General features: G+C 70.2%; 17 protein-coding genes. 3 read left to right on the top strand and 14 right to left on the bottom strand.

Annotation, left to right across the window (positions count from 1 at the left end):
• Positions 1-6 precede the first annotated feature (6 nt).
• Genes B1H19_RS27575 through B1H19_RS27565 form a run of 3 tightly spaced genes read left to right on the top strand, consistent with a single transcriptional unit; the run spans position 7 to position 2,467 of the window.
• Positions 7-579, top strand: a complete 573-nt coding sequence (locus B1H19_RS27575; protein WP_083107435.1) for a cob(I)yrinic acid a,c-diamide adenosyltransferase — start codon at positions 7-9, stop codon at positions 577-579.
• The gene (locus B1H19_RS27570; protein ID WP_083107434.1) at positions 576-1,790 is read left to right on the top strand and encodes a sensor histidine kinase; all 1,215 of its coding nucleotides are present in this window, start codon (positions 576-578) and stop codon (positions 1,788-1,790) included. Before B1H19_RS27575 ends, B1H19_RS27570 begins: the two co-directional genes overlap by 4 nt.
• Positions 1,787-2,467 (top strand): response regulator, encoded by a 681-nt coding sequence (locus B1H19_RS27565; protein ID WP_083107433.1) that lies wholly within the window; start codon positions 1,787-1,789, stop codon positions 2,465-2,467. Before B1H19_RS27570 ends, B1H19_RS27565 begins: the two co-directional genes overlap by 4 nt.
• Here B1H19_RS27565 and B1H19_RS27560 read toward each other — a convergent pair.
• The 14 genes from B1H19_RS27560 to B1H19_RS27495 form a co-directional block, all read right to left on the bottom strand.
• Entirely contained in the window at positions 2,464-2,922 is a 459-nt protein-coding gene (locus tag B1H19_RS27560; RefSeq protein WP_083107432.1) for a DUF2550 domain-containing protein, read from the bottom strand. The genes B1H19_RS27565 and B1H19_RS27560 overlap by 4 nt on opposite strands.
• A 145-nt stretch (positions 2,923-3,067) precedes the next feature.
• Positions 3,068-3,451, bottom strand: a complete 384-nt coding sequence (locus B1H19_RS27555) for a F0F1 ATP synthase subunit epsilon (protein WP_083107431.1) — start codon at positions 3,449-3,451, stop codon at positions 3,068-3,070.
• Positions 3,452-3,559: 108 nt separating this feature from the next.
• Positions 3,560-5,002, bottom strand: a complete 1,443-nt coding sequence (gene atpD, locus B1H19_RS27550; protein WP_083107430.1) for a F0F1 ATP synthase subunit beta — start codon at positions 5,000-5,002, stop codon at positions 3,560-3,562.
• Positions 5,003-5,007: 5 nt separating this feature from the next.
• Positions 5,008-5,928 carry a F0F1 ATP synthase subunit gamma gene (locus tag B1H19_RS27545; RefSeq protein ID WP_083107429.1) on the bottom strand — a complete coding sequence of 307 codons (921 nt, stop codon included), beginning with the start codon at positions 5,926-5,928 and terminating at the stop codon, positions 5,008-5,010.
• A 20-nt stretch (positions 5,929-5,948) separates the two neighbouring features.
• Complete coding sequence (gene atpA / locus B1H19_RS27540; RefSeq protein ID WP_083107428.1) at positions 5,949-7,541, bottom strand: F0F1 ATP synthase subunit alpha; 1,593 nt, start codon at positions 7,539-7,541, stop codon at positions 5,949-5,951.
• A 144-nt stretch (positions 7,542-7,685) separates the two neighbouring features.
• Positions 7,686-8,501, bottom strand: a complete 816-nt coding sequence (locus tag B1H19_RS27535; protein ID WP_083107427.1) for a F0F1 ATP synthase subunit delta — start codon at positions 8,499-8,501, stop codon at positions 7,686-7,688.
• Positions 8,498-9,046: a F0F1 ATP synthase subunit B gene (locus B1H19_RS27530; protein ID WP_203237374.1), complete on the bottom strand. Its 549-nt coding sequence runs from the start codon at positions 9,044-9,046 to the stop codon at positions 8,498-8,500. The genes B1H19_RS27535 and B1H19_RS27530 overlap by 4 nt, the downstream gene beginning before the upstream one ends.
• Before the next feature lie 66 nt (positions 9,047-9,112).
• The gene (gene atpE, locus B1H19_RS27525; protein ID WP_030065540.1) at positions 9,113-9,358 is read right to left on the bottom strand and encodes an ATP synthase F0 subunit C; all 246 of its coding nucleotides are present in this window, start codon (positions 9,356-9,358) and stop codon (positions 9,113-9,115) included.
• 78 nt (positions 9,359-9,436) lie between these two features.
• A complete protein-coding gene (atpB, locus tag B1H19_RS27520; protein WP_083107425.1) occupies positions 9,437-10,234 on the bottom strand; it encodes a F0F1 ATP synthase subunit A in 798 nt (265 codons plus the stop codon).
• 279 nt (positions 10,235-10,513) lie between these two features.
• Positions 10,514-10,951: a hypothetical protein gene (locus tag B1H19_RS27515; protein ID WP_083107424.1), complete on the bottom strand. Its 438-nt coding sequence runs from the start codon at positions 10,949-10,951 to the stop codon at positions 10,514-10,516.
• A gap of 287 nt (positions 10,952-11,238) precedes the next feature.
• The gene (locus B1H19_RS27510; RefSeq protein WP_083107423.1) at positions 11,239-12,564 is read right to left on the bottom strand and encodes an MraY family glycosyltransferase; all 1,326 of its coding nucleotides are present in this window, start codon (positions 12,562-12,564) and stop codon (positions 11,239-11,241) included.
• 108 nt (positions 12,565-12,672) lie between these two features.
• Positions 12,673-14,034 (bottom strand): serine hydroxymethyltransferase, encoded by a 1,362-nt coding sequence (locus B1H19_RS27505; protein WP_083107422.1) that lies wholly within the window; start codon positions 14,032-14,034, stop codon positions 12,673-12,675.
• Between the two features lie 141 nt (positions 14,035-14,175).
• Positions 14,176-14,853 (bottom strand): arsenate reductase/protein-tyrosine-phosphatase family protein, encoded by a 678-nt coding sequence (locus B1H19_RS27500; protein ID WP_418361477.1) that lies wholly within the window; start codon positions 14,851-14,853, stop codon positions 14,176-14,178.
• Positions 14,850-15,497, bottom strand: coding sequence for an L-threonylcarbamoyladenylate synthase (locus B1H19_RS27495; protein WP_083107421.1), 648 nt, complete (start codon positions 15,495-15,497; stop codon positions 14,850-14,852). The genes B1H19_RS27500 and B1H19_RS27495 overlap by 4 nt, the downstream gene beginning before the upstream one ends.
• Positions 15,498-15,574: the final 77 nt, after the last annotated feature.

Genomic DNA, 15,574 nt, shown 5'->3' with positions numbered 1-15,574 from the left:
GCCCGTATGGTGAATCTGACGCGCATCTACACCCGCACCGGGGACAAGGGCACCACCGCCCTCGGTGACATGAGCCGCACGGCCAAGACCGATTCGCGGATCGCGGCCTACGCGGACGCCAACGAGGCCAATGCCGCCATCGGTGTGGCCCTCGCCCTCGGCTCGCTGCCGGACGAGGTCGCCGCGGTGCTGCTGCGCGTACAGAACGACCTCTTCGACGTCGGTGCGGATCTGTCGACGCCGGTGGTGGAGAACCCCGAGTTCCCGCCGCTGCGCGTCGAACAGACCTATGTCGACAAGCTGGAGGCCGACTGCGACCGCTTCCTGGCCGAGCTGGAAAAGCTCCGCAGCTTCATCCTCCCGGGCGGGACCCCCGGCGCCGCCCTCCTCCACCAGGCGTGCACGGTCGTCCGCCGCGCGGAACGCGCCACCTGGGCGGCGTTGGAGGAGCACGGCGAGACCATGAACCCGCTGACCGCCACCTATCTCAACCGGCTGTCGGACCTGCTGTTCATCCTGGCCCGTACGGCCAACAAGGAGGTCGGCGACGTCCTGTGGGTGCCGGGCGGTGAGCGCTGAGACCCCGCCTTCCCGCCCCGCCCCGCCGCCCGCACCGGCACGATGTGCTGCTCGCGGGCGGCGGGCTGCTGTGCGGGCTGCTGCTGTGGACGCTGCATCTGCACGGCGGTCCCCCGCAGTTCGGGCTGTCGCCCTCGCTCACCCTGGTCGCGCTCACCGCGATGAGCGGTGCCGAACTGCTGCGCCGCACCGCGCCGATGGCCGCGCTGGCCGTCGCGGTGCCCGCGCTGGCGCTGGACGTCTCCAGCGCCAGCCTGCTCGCCACGGACCTGATGTTCACCGATCTGGTCTATGCGGCGGTGCTCTACGGCCGGCCGGCCGCGGCCCGCCGCATCCCCCCGTACAGCGTGCTGCTGACCGTGCTGGCGACCGGAGTGACGGCGGCCTGCTGGCACAGCTCCCGGGTCCTGGACGTCGGCATCGCCCTCGCGCTGGTCACCGTGTGCCCGGCCTGGACCGGCATGGCCATCCGCAACCACCGCGACGAGGCGGAGGCCGCCCGGCTGCGCGCCGAGCAGACGGCGCTGCTGGCCGAGCGGGACCGCCGGGAGGCGGTGATCCGCGAGCGGGCGCGGATGGCGCGGGAGCTGCACGATCTGGTCGCGGGCCATCTGTCCGCGATCGCGATCCACAGCACCGCCGCGCAGACCCTCGACGACCCGGCGGCGACCCGCGACGCGCTCGGCGTGATCCGCGAGAACAGCGTGCAGGGCCTGGCCGAAATGCGGCGCCTCATCGGCCTGTTGCGCACGGGAAAACCGGGCGACGACGAGGCGCCGGCCGCCACGCCCACCCTGGACGGCCTCGGGGCCCTCCTGGCGCGGGCCCGTACGAACGGCGCGGCCAGCGGGCTGTCCTTCGCCCTGGACGCGCCGCCCGCCACGCCCCCGGTGGCCGCACCGGTCGAGCTCGCCGCGTACCGCATCGTCCAGGAGTCGCTGACCAATGCGCTCAAGCACGCCGCGCCCGGCGAGGTCCTGGTGCGGCTCGCACAGGACGCCGGCACCGCGCTGACCGTCACCGTCCGCAGCCCCTACGACGGCCGGCCGGGCCCCCGCGCGCCCGGCTCCGGCGCCGGGCTGACCGGGATGCGCGAGCGGATCGCCCTGCTGGGCGGGGAGTTCGAGGCCGGGCCGCACAGCGGTCCGGCCGGTACCGTCTGGCTGGTGCGGGCCGCGCTGCCCGCCCCCGAGGAGGAAACACCGCGATGACAGCCGCGAACGGGCCGATCAGGGTGCTGATCGCCGAGGACCAGTCCGCCGTACGGGCCGGGCTGGTGCTCATCCTGCGCTCTGCCCCCGGCATCGAGGTGGCCGGAGAGGCGGCGGACGGCGAGGAGGCCGTGCGCCTCGCCCGCGAGCTGCGCCCCGACCTGGTCCTGATGGACCTCCAGATGCCCCGCCTGGACGGCGTCGCCGCGACCCGGCAGATCGTGGCCGAGGACCTCGCCGACGTCCTGGTCCTGACCACCTTCGACCTGGACGAATACGTCTTCGGGGCGCTGCGGGCGGGGGCCTCCGGCTTTCTGCTCAAGGACAGCGATGCGGCGACGCTGGTGACGGCGGTGCGCACGGTGGCGTCCGGCGAGGGGCTGATCGCTCCCGCGGTGACGCGGCGGCTGATCGCGGAGTTCGCCGGCACCGGGCCGCGCACCGCCCGTAGGCACACCGGCCCCGGCCCGTCCGTCCTGGACGTGCTGACGCCGCGCGAACGGGAGGTGCTGGGCTGTCTGGGACAGGGGCTGTCCAACGCGGAGATCGCGCTGCGGCTGGCGATGGCGGAGGCCACCGTCAAAACGCATATGAGCCGGCTGCTGGGGAAGCTGGAGCTGCGCAGCCGGGTGCAAGCGGCCGTGCTGGCACAGGAGTTGGGGGTGGCGGGCCCTTAGGCCACGTTCACCCTCTGCCCGGGCGGCGCCGCCTCCAGCCAGGCCAGGAAGCCGGTGAGGGCGTCCTCGCTCATGGCCAGCTCCAGGCGGGTGCCGCGGTGGCGACAGGCCAGGACGAGGGAGTCGGACAGGAGGGCGAGTTCCTCCTCGCCCTGGGGGGTGCGGCGGTGCAGCACCTCGATCGCGTCGCGCTCCAGGATCCGGCGGGGGCGGGGGGCGTAGGAGAACACCCGGAACCATTCGATGCGGTCGCCGTTGTAGCGGGCGACGCCGTAGATCCAGCCCTTGCCGCTGGGGTCGGCGACCGTGTCCTGGCCGTCCGGGACGTTCCAGCGCAGGCTGCAGTCGAAGGTGCCGCCGGAACGCTGGATGAGCCGCCGGCGCAGTCCGAAGACGAACAGTCCCAGCAGCACCAGGACCAGGACGATGCCGCTCACAAGCAGAGCGAGGACCATCTCGACCGACCTCCTCGCTTCGTTGGGTGTACCCCCGGGTGGAGTCCGGAGATAGGGAAACGCACCTGCATTGCCTCAGCCGCGGGCCGCTCCGGAGGATTCCGGGCAGCCCGCGGCTGAGGATCGATCTCGTCGGTGACGGGGCTCAGTGGACGCCCGTCACCGCACGCAGACGGACATCGGCGCGACGCTCGGCGGCCGCGTCAGCGTCCGACTTCGCTCGCTCCAGGGCCCGCTCCGCGCGCTGGACATCGATCTCGTCCGACAGCTCGGCCACCTCTGCGAGCAGGGACAGCTTGTTGTCGGCGAACGAGATGAAGCCGCCGTGCACCGCGGCGACGACGGTGCCGTCCCCGTTCTCGCCGGTCGTACGAATCGTCACCGGGCCCGACTGCAGCACGCCGAGCAGCGGCTGGTGTCCGGGCATGACGCCGATGTCGCCCGACGAGGTGCGCGCGACGACCAGGCTGGCCTTGCCCGACCAGACCTGACGGTCCGCGGCGACCAACTCGACGTGCAGCTCAGCCACGATGGCTCCTCGGGTCTCCACCTGCCTGGCGTGGCAGATGTTGGGTCAAATACTAGTGGTCGTACGGGCCGGGGGCGGCCAGGGCCGCCCCCGGGACCGGTGCCGGGGTCAGGAGACGCCCAGCTCCTTGGCATTGGCCTTCAGGTCCTCGATGCCACCGCACATGAAGAACGCCTGCTCGGGGAAGTGGTCGTACTCACCCTCGGCGATGGCGTTGAACGCGGCGATGGACTCGTCCAGCGGCACGTCCGAGCCGTCGACACCGGTGAACTGCTTCGCCACGTGGGTGTTCTGCGACAGGAACCGCTCGATACGACGGGCACGGTGGACGGTGAGCTTGTCCTCCTCGCCCAGCTCGTCGATACCCAGAATCGCGATGATGTCCTGGAGGTCCTTGTACTTCTGCAGGATCGTCTTGACGCGCGAGGCGCAGTCGTAGTGGTCCTGCGAGATGTAGCGGGGGTCCAGGATCCGGGACGTCGAGTCCAGCGGGTCGACCGCCGGGTAGATGCCCTTCTCCGAGATCGGACGGGAGAGGACCGTCGTCGCGTCGAGGTGCGCGAAGGTCGTCGCCGGCGCCGGGTCGGTCAGGTCGTCCGCGGGGACGTAGATCGCCTGCATCGAGGTGATCGAGTGACCACGGGTCGAGGTGATGCGCTCCTGGAGGAGACCCATCTCGTCGGCCAGGTTCGGCTGGTAACCCACCGCGGAGGGCATCCGGCCGAGCAGGGTCGAGACCTCGGAACCGGCCTGGGTGAAGCGGAAGATGTTGTCGATGAAGAACAGCACGTCCTGCTTCTGGACGTCACGGAAGTACTCGGCCATGGTCAGGCCGGCCAGCGCGACGCGCAGACGGGTGCCCGGGGGCTCGTCCATCTGGCCGAAGACCAGCGCGGTCTTGTCGATGACGCCGGAGTCCGTCATCTCCTCGATGAGGTCGTTGCCCTCACGGGTGCGCTCGCCGACACCGGCGAACACGGAGACACCGTCGTGGTTGTTGGCGACGCGGTAGATCATCTCCTGGATGAGCACCGTCTTGCCGACGCCGGCGCCGCCGAACAGACCGATCTTGCCGCCCTTGACGTACGGGGTCAGCAGGTCGATGACCTTGACGCCGGTCTCGAACATCTCGGTCTTCGACTCGAGCTGGTCGAAGTTCGGGGCCTTGCGGTGGATCGCCCAGCGCTCGGTGACCTCGGACTCGGCCTCCGGCTTGTTCAGGATCTCACCAAGGGTGTTGAACACCTTGCCCTTGGTGATGTCACCGACCGGAACGGTGATGCCGTTGCCGGTGTTGGTGACCGTGGCCTGGCGGACCAGGCCGTCGGTGGGCTGCATGGAGATCGCACGGACCAGACCCTCGCCCAGGTGCTGGGCGACCTCGAGGGTCAGGGTCTTCGTGGCACCGGCGTCGGCCGGGTCCGCGACCTCGACGGTCAGCGCGTTGTAGATGTCCGGCATCGCGTCGACGGGGAACTCCACGTCGACGACCGGGCCGATGACCCGCGCGACGCGGCCCGTCGCCGTGGCCGTCTCAACAGTGGTGGTCATAGTTGTCAGTCACTCCCCGCGGTCGCGTCGGCCAGTGCGGCACTGCCACCGACGATCTCGCTGATTTCCTGGGTGATTTCGGCCTGGCGGGCCGCGTTGGCAAGCCGCGAGAGCGACTTGATGAGCTCTTCTGCGTTGTCGGTCGCCGACTTCATCGCGCGCCGCGTGGCGGCGTGCTTGGAGGCGGCGGCCTGCAGGAGTGCGTTGTAGATCCGCGACTCGACGTAGCGCGGCAGCAGGGCGTCGAGGACGTCCTCGGCCGACGGCTCGAAGTCGAAGAGCGGAAGGATCTCGCCCTTGGACGTCTCCGCCGACTCCGCCGCGGCCTTGTCCAGCGACAGCGGCAGCAGCCGGTCGTCGAGCGCGGTCTGCGTCATCATCGAGATGAACTCGGTGAAGACGATGTGGAGTTCGTCCACGCCGCCCTCGGCGGTGTCCTTCTGGACGGCCTCGATCAGCGGTGCGGCGATCGCCTTCGCGTCCCCGTACGTCGGGTTGTCGGTGAAGCCGGTCCACGACTCCACGATCTTGCGCTCGCGGAAGCCGTAGTACGACACACCCTTGCGGCCGACGATGTAGGCGTCGACCTCCTTGCCCTCGGCCTTGAGCCGCTCGGTGAGCTGCTCCGCGGCCTTGATGACGTTGGAGGAGTAGCCGCCGGCCAGACCGCGGTCGCTCGTGATGAGCAGCAGCGCGGCCCGGGTCGGCTTCTCGACCTCGGTCGTCAGCGGGTGCTGGGTGTTCGAGCCCGTGGCAACCGCCGTCACCGCGCGGGTCAGTTCACTCGCGTACGGCGTCGACGCCGCCACCTGGCGCTGCGCCTTGACGACGCGCGAGGCGGCGATCATCTCCATCGCCTTGGTGATCTTCTTGGTCGCGGTGACGGAGCGGATGCGACGCTTGTAGACCCGGAGCTTGGCTCCCATGGATCAGGTCCCTTCCGTCGTCACTTGGAGGTGCCGGCCGGGGCGTCCTCGCCGAGCAGCTTGCCGTCCGAGGTCTCGAACTGCCGCTTGAAGCCGTCGACGGCCTCGGCGATCGCACCGATGGTGTCGTCGGACATCTTGGCGCCCTCGCGGATGCTGGTCAGGAGGTCCTTCTTCTCCCGGTGGAGGTGGTCGAGGAGCTCGCGCTCGAAGCGGCGGATGTCCTCGACCGGGACGTCGTCCATCTTGCCGTTGGTGCCGGCCCAGATGGAGACGACCTGGTCCTCGGTCGCGTACGGAGAGTACTGAGCCTGCTTGAGCAGCTCGGTCATCCGCTTACCGCGCTCCAGCTGCGCCTTCGAGGCCGCGTCCAGGTCGGAACCGAAGGCGGCGAACGCCTCCAGCTCGCGGTACTGGGCGAGGTCGACGCGCAGTCGGCCGGAGACCTGGCGCATGGCCTTGTGCTGGGCCGAGCCACCGACACGGGAGACGGAGATACCCACGTTCAGCGCCGGACGCTGGTTGGCGTTGAAGAGGTCCGACTCCAGGAAGCACTGGCCGTCGGTGATGGAGATGACGTTGGTCGGGATGAACGCCGACACGTCGTTCGCCTTGGTCTCGACGATCGGCAGGCCGGTCATCGAGCCGGCGCCCATCTCGTCGGAGAGCTTGGCGCAGCGCTCCAGCAGACGCGAGTGCAGGTAGAAGACGTCGCCCGGGTAGGCCTCGCGGCCCGGCGGACGGCGCAGCAGCAGGGACACGGCGCGGTAGGCGTCGGCCTGCTTCGAGAGGTCGTCGAAGATGATCAGGACGTGCTTGCCCTGGTACATCCAGTGCTGGCCGATGGCCGAGCCGGTGTAGGGCGCCAGGTACTTGAAGCCCGCCGGGTCGGACGCCGGGGCGGCGACGATGGTGGTGTACTCCAGGGCGCCGGCCTCCTCCAGCGCACCGCGCACGGACGCGATGGTGGAGCCCTTCTGGCCGATGGCGACGTAGATGCAGCGGACCTGCTTCTTCGGGTCGCCCGAGCGCCAGTTGTCGCGCTGGTTGATGATCGTGTCGACGGCCAGGGCGGTCTTGCCGGTCTGGCGGTCACCGATGATCAGCTGACGCTGGCCGCGGCCGATCGGCACCATCGAGTCGACGGCCTTGTAGCCGGTCTCCATGGGCTCGTGCACCGACTTACGGACCATGACGCCCGGGGCCTGAAGCTCCAGGGCGCGGCGGCCCTCGGACTCGATCTCGCCGAGACCGTCGATCGGGTTGCCCAGCGGGTCGACGACGCGGCCGAGGTAGCCCTCGCCCACGGCGACCGAGAGCACCTCACCGGTGCGCTGCACCGGCTGGCCCTGCTCGATACCGCTGAACTCGCCGAGGATGACCGCACCGATCTCGCGCTCTTCCAGGTTCAGCGCAAGACCGAGCGTGCCGTCCTCGAACTTCAGCAGTTCGTTCGCCATCGTCGAGGGAAGGCCCTCGACCTTCGCGATGCCGTCACCGGCCTCGCTGACCGTGCCGACCTCTTCGCGCGAGGCCGCGTCCGGCTTGTACGCCTGGACGAAGTTCTCCAGCGCGTCCCGGATCTCCTCCGGCCGGATCGTGAGCTCCGCCATCTGGGTTCCCTGCTCTCCTTGTTGGGCCCGAAGTTTCTTGCGGGTGGCCGAGGGGCTTGTCCCCTCGGTGGGTTTCCGCTTACGGCCCAACTCGGGCCGCCGTCCTGCTTGTGCTGCGTCGCAGCTGTTGAGTTGGTGGCCGGGTCAGCCGGCCATCCGCCGGTTCGCCTCGTCGAGGCGCTCCGCGATGGTCCCGTTGATGACCTCGTCGCCGATCCGGACCTGGACGCCGCCGAGGACCTCGGGGTCCACGTCGAGGTTCAGGTGGATCTGCCGTCCGTACACCGTGGCCAGCGCCGCGCCGAGGCGTTGCCGCTGCCCTTCGCTGAGGGGCACCGCCGAGGTGACCACCGCGACCACGCGGTCCCGGCGGTGCGCGGCCAGCTTGGAGAGGGCATCGAGCCCTGCCTCCAGGCTACGGCCTCGCGGCGCACCCACGAGACGGACCACCAGCCGCTCGGTGACCGGGTTGGCCCGGCCGCCCAGCAGCGAGTGCAGCAGCTCCGTCTTGGCGGAGGTCGTCGCGATGCTGCTCGTCAGCGCGCTGCGCAGCTCGGGGGCCGAGGCGATGATCCGGCCGAACCGGAACAGCTCGTCCTCGACGTCGTCGAGCGCGCCGGACCGCTGCGCCGCGGCCAGGTCCGCGCTGAAGGCCAGCTCCTCGAGCGCGTCCGTCAGATCGCGCGAGCGCGACCAGCGGGAGCGGACCATGCCGGACACCAGCTCGGCGGTCGGGCCGCCGACCTGGCTGCCGAACAGCCGCTGGGCCAGCTCGGCGCGTGCCTCGCCGGCCTGCGCCGGGTCGGTCAGGACCCGACGCAGCGACACCTCGCGGTCGAGCAGAGCGGTGACGGCAGCCAGCTCCTCGGCGAGCTTCGCGGCGTCGACGGACGTGTTGTCCGTCAGCGCGTCGAGCTGCTCGCGTGCGGAGGCGAGTGCCTCGCGGCTCGCTCCGTTCATCGGCCGGCCTCAGCCTTCGTCGTGTCCGCCGCCGCCTGGGCCTCGATCTCGTCGAGGAAGCGGTCGATGGTCCGGCTCTGCCGAGCGGCGTCCTCGAGGGACTCGCCGACGAGCTTGCCGGCCAGGTCGGTGGCGAGCTTGCCCACGTCCTGACGCAGCGACTGCGCGGCCGCCTTGCGGTCCGCCTCGATCTGGGCGTGACCGGCAGCGATGATCTCCTCACGCTGCCGCTGGCCCTCGGCGCGCATCTCGGCGATGAGGGTCGCGCCCTGCTCCTGCGCCTCCTGGCGCAGTCGGGCGGCCTCGTGCCGGGCGTCGGCCAGCTGTGCCCGGTAGTCGGCGAGCACCTGCTGGGCCTCGGCCTGGAGCGCCTCGGCCTCTTCCATGCGGCCTTCGATCTGGCTGCGGCGCTCTTCCAGAACACGGTTGATGTTCGGGAGGAGCTTCTTGGCCAGGATGGCGAAGACGATGAAGAAGGCGACCAGACCGATGACCAGCTCGGGAATCGGCGGGACCAGGGGGTTCTCGGGAACCTCCACCGCCATGTTCACCAGGGCGTCGGCGTTCACATCAATGCCTTCCGTCTAATGGGGCGTCGTCGAAGGGTGCGCTTACTTGTACGCGTAACCCATGACGATGCCGATGAGGGCGAGCGCCTCACAGAAGGCGAAACCCATGATCTGGTTGGTGCGGATCAGACCGGCCGCCTCGGGCTGACGGGCCAGGGCCTGGGTGCCGTTACCGAAGATGATGCCGACGCCGACGCCGGGGCCGATGGCCGCGAGGCCGTAACCGACCGAGGCGATGTTGCCGGTGAGGCCGGCGGCGAGGTTGACAGTCTCGAGAGCAGCGGACATGCCGTTACTTCCTTCTCTTTCACGGACCGGTGGGGGTTGGCCACCGGACGACTGGTGGTTTGCGGGGAGCCGGGGTGCTCAGTGGTTCTCGGCGAGCGCGCCCTGGATGTAGTTGCAGGCCAGGAGGACGAAGATGTACGCCTGGACGGCCTGGATGAAGAGCTCGAAGGCGGTCATCACGATGGTCATCAGGAACGATGCGCCGGCGTAGACGATGCCGATGCCGTTCAGCAGGTACCAGCTGGCGATGGTGAACATCAGGATCAGCATGTGGCCCGCGAACATGTTCGCGAAGAGCCGGACCGCGTGGGTGAAGGGCCGGATGATCAGGTGCTGGAGCAGTTCGAGCACCATGATCAGCGGGAGGACCCAGCCGAGCGACTTGTCGTAGCCGGAGAGGTTCTTCCAGGCGCCGACGAAGCCGTGCTTCTTGAAGGTCAGCGACATCCAGATGATGTAGACGATCAGCGCCAGCCCGATGGGGAAGGAGATGACCGAGGTGACCGGGAACTGGGCCAGCGGAATGATGGACCAGATGTTCATGATCCATACGAAGAAGAACAGCGCGACCATGAAGGGGACGTACTTGTCGCCCTCCTTCTTGCCGAGCGCGTCGTAGACGAGCCCGCGGCGCACGAAGTCGTATCCCGCCTCGCCGACCATCTGCAGCTTGCCGGGGACCACCTTGGCCCGGCCGAATGCGGCCCAGAAGAACCACACGACCACGACGGTGCTGAGCAGGGCGAGCAGCATCGGCTTGTTGAACTCGAAGCCACCGATGGTGAAGAGCGGCTCGAAGACGAAGGAATGAAGGCCCGGGGCCTCAAAGCCACACCCCGGAATAAAGAGGTGGCACTGAGTGTCGAAGGCGAGCATCGTTTCAGCACTCACCGCGGGCTCCTTCAGCGTGGCGCATGGGTACGGCAACCTCGTTGTGTCGGCGCGGCGTTGAGCCACGGAGCGGCACTGGACTGGTCTTACGGATTGGGGGGCGGCTGGTCGGCGCTGGGCCGGACCGGATCACAGGCATCGGCCGCGAGAACTGCCCGTCGGATTCCGTGGAATCTGGAAGCTCAGCCGCCTGCGCCCTCTGTGCCGCAGTTGGCACCGGACGATAGCAGGCCCGCATGAGGGCATTTATCCCGGCCCTACGTCTCACGTCGGCGACCCCGCCGTCTCCGCGCTCTTGGTCTGAGCGGAGTCGGGATTCACGTACAGAATCTTCTCCTTCATATGACCGCGGGTCTGTGCCGCGATCCATACGAGGGTGGCGCCGAGCAGCGTGAACGCAAATGCCTTGGTGTCGAAGAGCGTTGTGTCCTTGAACGCGATCACGAAGACCGCGACGAGCAGGATCTGCACGGTGTACAGCAGCAGGCCCGTCATCTGGAACAACTGCGGAAGCTTCTTGGCGGTCTGCTGCAGGACGACGAGCCCCGTGCCCATGATGAGCACGGTCAGCGCGGTGCCGATGACGGCGCCGAGCACTGCCGCCCCACCGGCGGCCACAGCGCACACGCCAACGGCGAGGACGCCGGTGGCGAGGGTGGGCACAACGGCGGACAGAAGTAGTCGGGCGTCATTCGACTGCATGGCGGCGCTCCGGCAAAAAGTGGGGGTTGTCGTCAAGGACGAGCGTAGACCCGGCCTGGGTATGCAACTGAGGCCAAAGAGCCGTCGCACTACGGCCCTTCGGCTCTGCCGCCGGGTTTCGTGAACGGTATCACAAACTATTTGATGAGGTCTTTACCTGGTCCGTGTGGACCCTGTCACACCTGAGCGTGAACCCGCGCGTTGGTGCACTGACAGCAAGGTAAATGTCTGGTATGGGGTCAACCATGGCGATTTTTGACCCCCTCCGGGGGACGCCGGTCACCCTGTCAGCGGTTACTTCCCGCCTTCCGGCGATCCACGAAGCGTGACCGGTCGCCGATCGCGGTGGCCCCGTGCAGCCCCGCCGGCACCGGCTCGCGCTCCTCCTCGCCACTCCCGTGCCGCTCGCCGTCCGCCACCGCGACGGGGGTGCGCCGGCTGCGGCGGTACCGCGGCGGAACCATCCACTCCGCCCAGCGCGGGGCCCGCGGCGTGAACCGCGGCAGCAGAAGCAGCACCAGGCCCACCGCGCTCAGCAGCACGATGCCCAGGACGATCCACATGCTGGCGTTGTTCGCCGAGTACGCCACCGCGCCGAAGGCGATCAGCGCCGACCAGAAGTACATGATCAGCACCGCGCGGCTGTGCGAATGTCCGATCTCCAGCAGCCGGTGGTGCAGATGCCCGCGGTCCGCGGCGAACGGCGACTGGCCCTTCCAGGTGCGCCGCACAATGGCCAGAATCAGGTCCGCGACCGGCACCGCGATCACCGTCAGCGGCAGCAGCAGCGGAATGTAGACCGGCACCATCGCATGCGTGGCCTCGCGCAGACCACCGGCCTTCTGCCCCAGCAGATCCGGGTCCACCTGGCCGGTCACCGACACCGCACCGGCCGCCATCACCAGCCCGATCAGCATCGAGCCGGAGTCCCCCATGAAGATGCGCGCCGGGTGCATGTTGTGCGGCAGGAAGCCCAGGCACATCCCCATCAGCACGACCGAGAACAGCGTGGCCGGCGCGGCCGCCTCGATGCCGTAGCCGAACCACATCCGGTAGGCGTACATGAAGAACGCCGCGGCGGCGATGCACACCATGCCGGAGGCCAGACCGTCCAGGCCGTCGACGAAGTTGACGGCGTTGATGGTGACGACGACCAGCGCGACGGTCAGCAGCGTGCCCTGCATGGGCGTCAGCGAGACCGTGCCGACACCGGGAACCGGGATCCACAGGATCGTCAGGCCCTGGAGGACCATCACGCCCGCGGCGATCATCTGGCCGCCCAGTTTGACCAGCGCGTCCACGCCCCACTTGTCGTCCAGCACCCCGAGCACCCAGATCAGCGCGGCACCCGACAGCAGCGCCCGCGGCTCATTGGTGTCGAAGACGCTCTTGATGTTCGTCAGATGCGAGGCGACCAGCAGCCCCGCGCACAGCCCACCGAACATCGCGATACCACCCAGCCGGGGTGTCGGTTCGCGGTGCACGTCGCGGGCGCGGATCTCCGGCATCGCACCGGCGGCGATCGCGAACTTCCGCACCGGCCCGGTCAGCAGGTAGGTCACCGCGGCCGTGACGCACAGCGTCAGCAGGTATTCACGCACGGGCTGCCCCATTGGTATAGCTGGCCATCACAGCCCCACACCCTATGCGTGTCCGCCCCCTGGCCGTGAATACAGGTGAAGACGTACCCGGCCGCAGAACGGTTCCCGCCGCCCGACGGATCAGGCGCGATCCGGATACGGCGGGAAACGGTGGACCAGCCCGGCCGTCTGCGCACGCACCGCGCCGTCCTCGCGCAGCGCCGCCACGATCAGGTCGGCGATCCGCTCCATCTCCGCCTCGCCCATCCCCTGGGTGGTCACCGCCGCGGTGCCCAGCCGCAGCCCGCTCCGGCGCGGCGCGCGCTTGTACGGCGGCCCCGGGCTCGGGGCATCCTCCTCGGCGCACGGCAGCGCGCAGGTGTCCAGGACGATCCCGGCGGCGGCCAGCCGGCCCCGGGCCGTGCGCGCGTCCACCCCCAGCGGCGCGGGATCCGCGGTGATCAGATGGGTGTCCGTCCCGCCGGTGCCGATCGTGAGCCCTCGCTGGGCCAGCGCCGCGGCCAGCCGGCGGGCATTGGCGACCACCTGATGGGCGTACGCGCCGAACGCGGGCGTGGCGGCCTCCGCGAAGGCGACGGCCTTGGCGGCCACCGCGTTCATCTGGGCACCCCCCTGGGTGAACGGGAACACCGCCCGGTCGATCCGCTCGGCCAGCCGCGCCCCGCACAGCACCATCCCGCCGCGCGGCCCGCGCAGCACCTTGTGGGTGGTGGCGCACACCACATCGGCGTACGGGACCGGGCTGGGCGCCACGCCGCCCGCGATCAGGCCCATCGGATGCGCCACATCGGCGATCAGGTACGCGCCGACCTCGTCGGCGATATCGCGGAAGGCCGCATAGTCGAGGTGGCGGGGATAGGAGATCGAACCGCACACGATCGCCTTGGGGCGGCGTTCCCGGGCCAGCGCGCGCACCGCGTCGTAGTCCAGCAGCCCGGTCTCCTCGTCGAGGCCGTAGCCGGCGAAGTCGAACCACCGGCCGGAGAAGTTCGCGGGCGAACCGTGGGTGAGATGGCCGCCGTGCGGCAGGGACATCGCCAGGACGGTGTCCCCGGGGCGCAGCAGGGCGGCGTAGGCGGCCAGAACGGCCGAAGAGCCGCTGTGGGGCTGGACGTTGGCGTGTTCGGCGCCGAAGAGGGCCTTGGCGCGTTCCACGGCGATCCGCTCGGCGAGGTCGACGATCTCGCAGCCGCCGTGGTGGCGGGCGCCGGGATAGCCCTCGGCGTATTTGTTGCCGAGCGGGGAGCCGAGGGCGGCGAGCACCGCGGGCGAGGTGAAGTTCTCCGCGGCGATCAGCTGGAGGCCGTCGGCCTGCCGGGCGCCCTCGCCGAGCAGCACCCCGGCGATCTCGGGGTCCTGGCGCAGCAGCGCGGCGAAGTCGGGGGCGCCGGCCGGCGGGGCGCCGCCGTCGCGGACGGCGGCCCGGGCCCTCTCCTCGGCGGCCTTGCCGGCGCTACGGGCTGACGCGGTGGTGGCGGACATCGCTGGCTCCGGGCCTCGTACGGGGACGTACGTCCAATGTAGGCGCGGCGGGGCGATCGGGCGCGGCGTGCGGGGCCGCGAGTGGCACGGAGGGCGCCTCTGGTGCCGCGTCGGGGGCCTTCGGTGGCGCGGCCAGGGGCCCTAGGCGCGTTCCGGGACGCCCGTCAGGGCCGTGACGACCGGATCCAGCGCCTGGTTGATCTCGTCCCCGATGGAGCGGAAGAACGTGATGGGCGCGCCGTAGGGGTCGTGGACCTCGTCGGACTCCGGGTCGGGCGCCAGCAGCCAGCCGCGCAGCGCCGCGGCGGCACCGACCAGCGCGCGGGCCCGCTCGATCAGCCCGCCGTCGGGCAGGTCCGGGTCGGGTTCGGGCAGCGTGGCCGGGTCTATGGCCCGTACCAGCCGGTTGAACTCCTTGAGCGTGAAGGTGCGCAGCCCCGCGGAGTGGCCCATGGAGATGACCTGCGCGCGGTGGTCGCGGGTGGCGGTGAGCACGAGGTCGGCGCGGATGACGTGCTCGTCGAGCAGCTCACGGCCGATGAAGCCGCCCGGGTCCGCGCCGTAGTCGCTGCACACGGTGGCGGCGTGCGCCTCCATGGGGGCGCCCTCGTGCCCCCAGGTGCCGGCGCTCTCCACCAGCAGCCCGCTGCTGCGCTCCTGGCCGAGCCGCAGCTCCAGGGCACGCCGGTGCAGCCGCTCGGTGATCGGCGAGCGGCAGACGTTGCCGGTGCTGACGTGCAGGATGCGGAAGGGGCGTACCGCAGGAGGAAGGAGGTCGTCGCCGGGTCCCGCTATGCCACGCCCCAGGGGCGCCATCAATTGGCCACCTCGAGCTCGGGTACCACCTTGCGCAGCTCGTCCGCGCTGATCGCGCCCTGGCGCAGCAGCACGGGGACCTTGCCGGTGACATCGACGATCGAGGACGGCACGGCGGCGGGGGTGGGGCCGCCGTCCAGGTAGACGGAGACCGCATCGCCCAGCATTTCCTGGGCCGCGTCGCAGTCCTGCGGCGAGGGGTGGCCGGTGAGGTTGGCGCTGGAGACGGCCATCGGGCCGAATTCGGTCAGCAGCTCGATGGCGACGGGGTGCAGCGGCATCCGCACCGCGACCGTGCCACCGGTCTCCCCCAGGTCCCAGGTCAGCGACGGCTGGTGGTGGGCGACGAGGGTGAGCGCGCCGGGCCAGAAGGCGTCGACCAGCTCCCAGGCCTGCTCGGAGAAGTCGGTGACCAGGCCGTGCAGGGTGTTGGGCGAGCCGACCAGCACGGGCGTGGGCATCCCCCGGCCGCGGCCCTTGGCCTGCAGCAGATCGCTGACCGCCTCGGCGCTGAAGGCGTCCGCGCCGATGCCGTAGACGGTGTCGGTCGGCAGCACGACCAGTTCGCCGCGGCGGACGGCCGAGGCGGCCTCGCGCAGACCGGTCGCGCGGTCGGTCGCGTCGGTGCAGTCGTAACGCCGGGCCATTAACGGACCTCCTCGTGCGGAACGGATACAGCGGATACAGCGCGGGCCACCTCGGCACCGGCCGTATCGGACGTCGG

It is taken from the genome of Streptomyces gilvosporeus (assembly GCF_002082195.1).
GTDB classification, from domain to species: domain Bacteria; phylum Actinomycetota; class Actinomycetes; order Streptomycetales; family Streptomycetaceae; genus Streptomyces; species Streptomyces gilvosporeus.
The sequence above is the reverse complement of the archived record's forward strand: the minus strand, read 5'-3'. Positions and strand labels throughout refer to the sequence as shown.

Excerpts from the sequence above, each read along its gene's own strand:
- B1H19_RS27575 (WP_083107435.1), top strand. The coding sequence starts at position 7 with ATGGTGAATCTGACGCGCATCTACACCCGCACCGGGGACAAGGGCACC.
- B1H19_RS27565 (WP_083107433.1), top strand. The coding sequence starts at position 1,787 with ATGACAGCCGCGAACGGGCCGATCAGGGTGCTGATCGCCGAGGACCAG.
- B1H19_RS27560 (WP_083107432.1), bottom strand. The coding sequence starts at position 2,922 with ATGGTCCTCGCTCTGCTTGTGAGCGGCATCGTCCTGGTCCTGGTGCTG.
- atpD (WP_083107430.1), bottom strand. The coding sequence starts at position 5,002 with ATGACCACCACTGTTGAGACGGCCACGGCGACGGGCCGCGTCGCGCGG.
- B1H19_RS27545 (WP_083107429.1), bottom strand. The coding sequence starts at position 5,928 with ATGGGAGCCAAGCTCCGGGTCTACAAGCGTCGCATCCGCTCCGTCACC.
- atpA (WP_083107428.1), bottom strand. The coding sequence starts at position 7,541 with ATGGCGGAGCTCACGATCCGGCCGGAGGAGATCCGGGACGCGCTGGAG.
- B1H19_RS27535 (WP_083107427.1), bottom strand. The coding sequence starts at position 8,501 with ATGAACGGAGCGAGCCGCGAGGCACTCGCCTCCGCACGCGAGCAGCTC.
- B1H19_RS27530 (WP_203237374.1), bottom strand. The coding sequence starts at position 9,046 with ATGGCGGTGGAGGTTCCCGAGAACCCCCTGGTCCCGCCGATTCCCGAG.
- atpE (WP_030065540.1), bottom strand. The coding sequence starts at position 9,358 with ATGTCCGCTGCTCTCGAGACTGTCAACCTCGCCGCCGGCCTCACCGGC.
- atpB (WP_083107425.1), bottom strand. The coding sequence starts at position 10,234 with ATGCTCGCCTTCGACACTCAGTGCCACCTCTTTATTCCGGGGTGTGGC.
- B1H19_RS27515 (WP_083107424.1), bottom strand. The coding sequence starts at position 10,951 with ATGCAGTCGAATGACGCCCGACTACTTCTGTCCGCCGTTGTGCCCACC.
- B1H19_RS27510 (WP_083107423.1), bottom strand. The coding sequence starts at position 12,564 with ATGGGGCAGCCCGTGCGTGAATACCTGCTGACGCTGTGCGTCACGGCC.
- B1H19_RS27505 (WP_083107422.1), bottom strand. The coding sequence starts at position 14,034 with ATGTCCGCCACCACCGCGTCAGCCCGTAGCGCCGGCAAGGCCGCCGAG.
- B1H19_RS27495 (WP_083107421.1), bottom strand. The coding sequence starts at position 15,497 with ATGGCCCGGCGTTACGACTGCACCGACGCGACCGACCGCGCGACCGGT.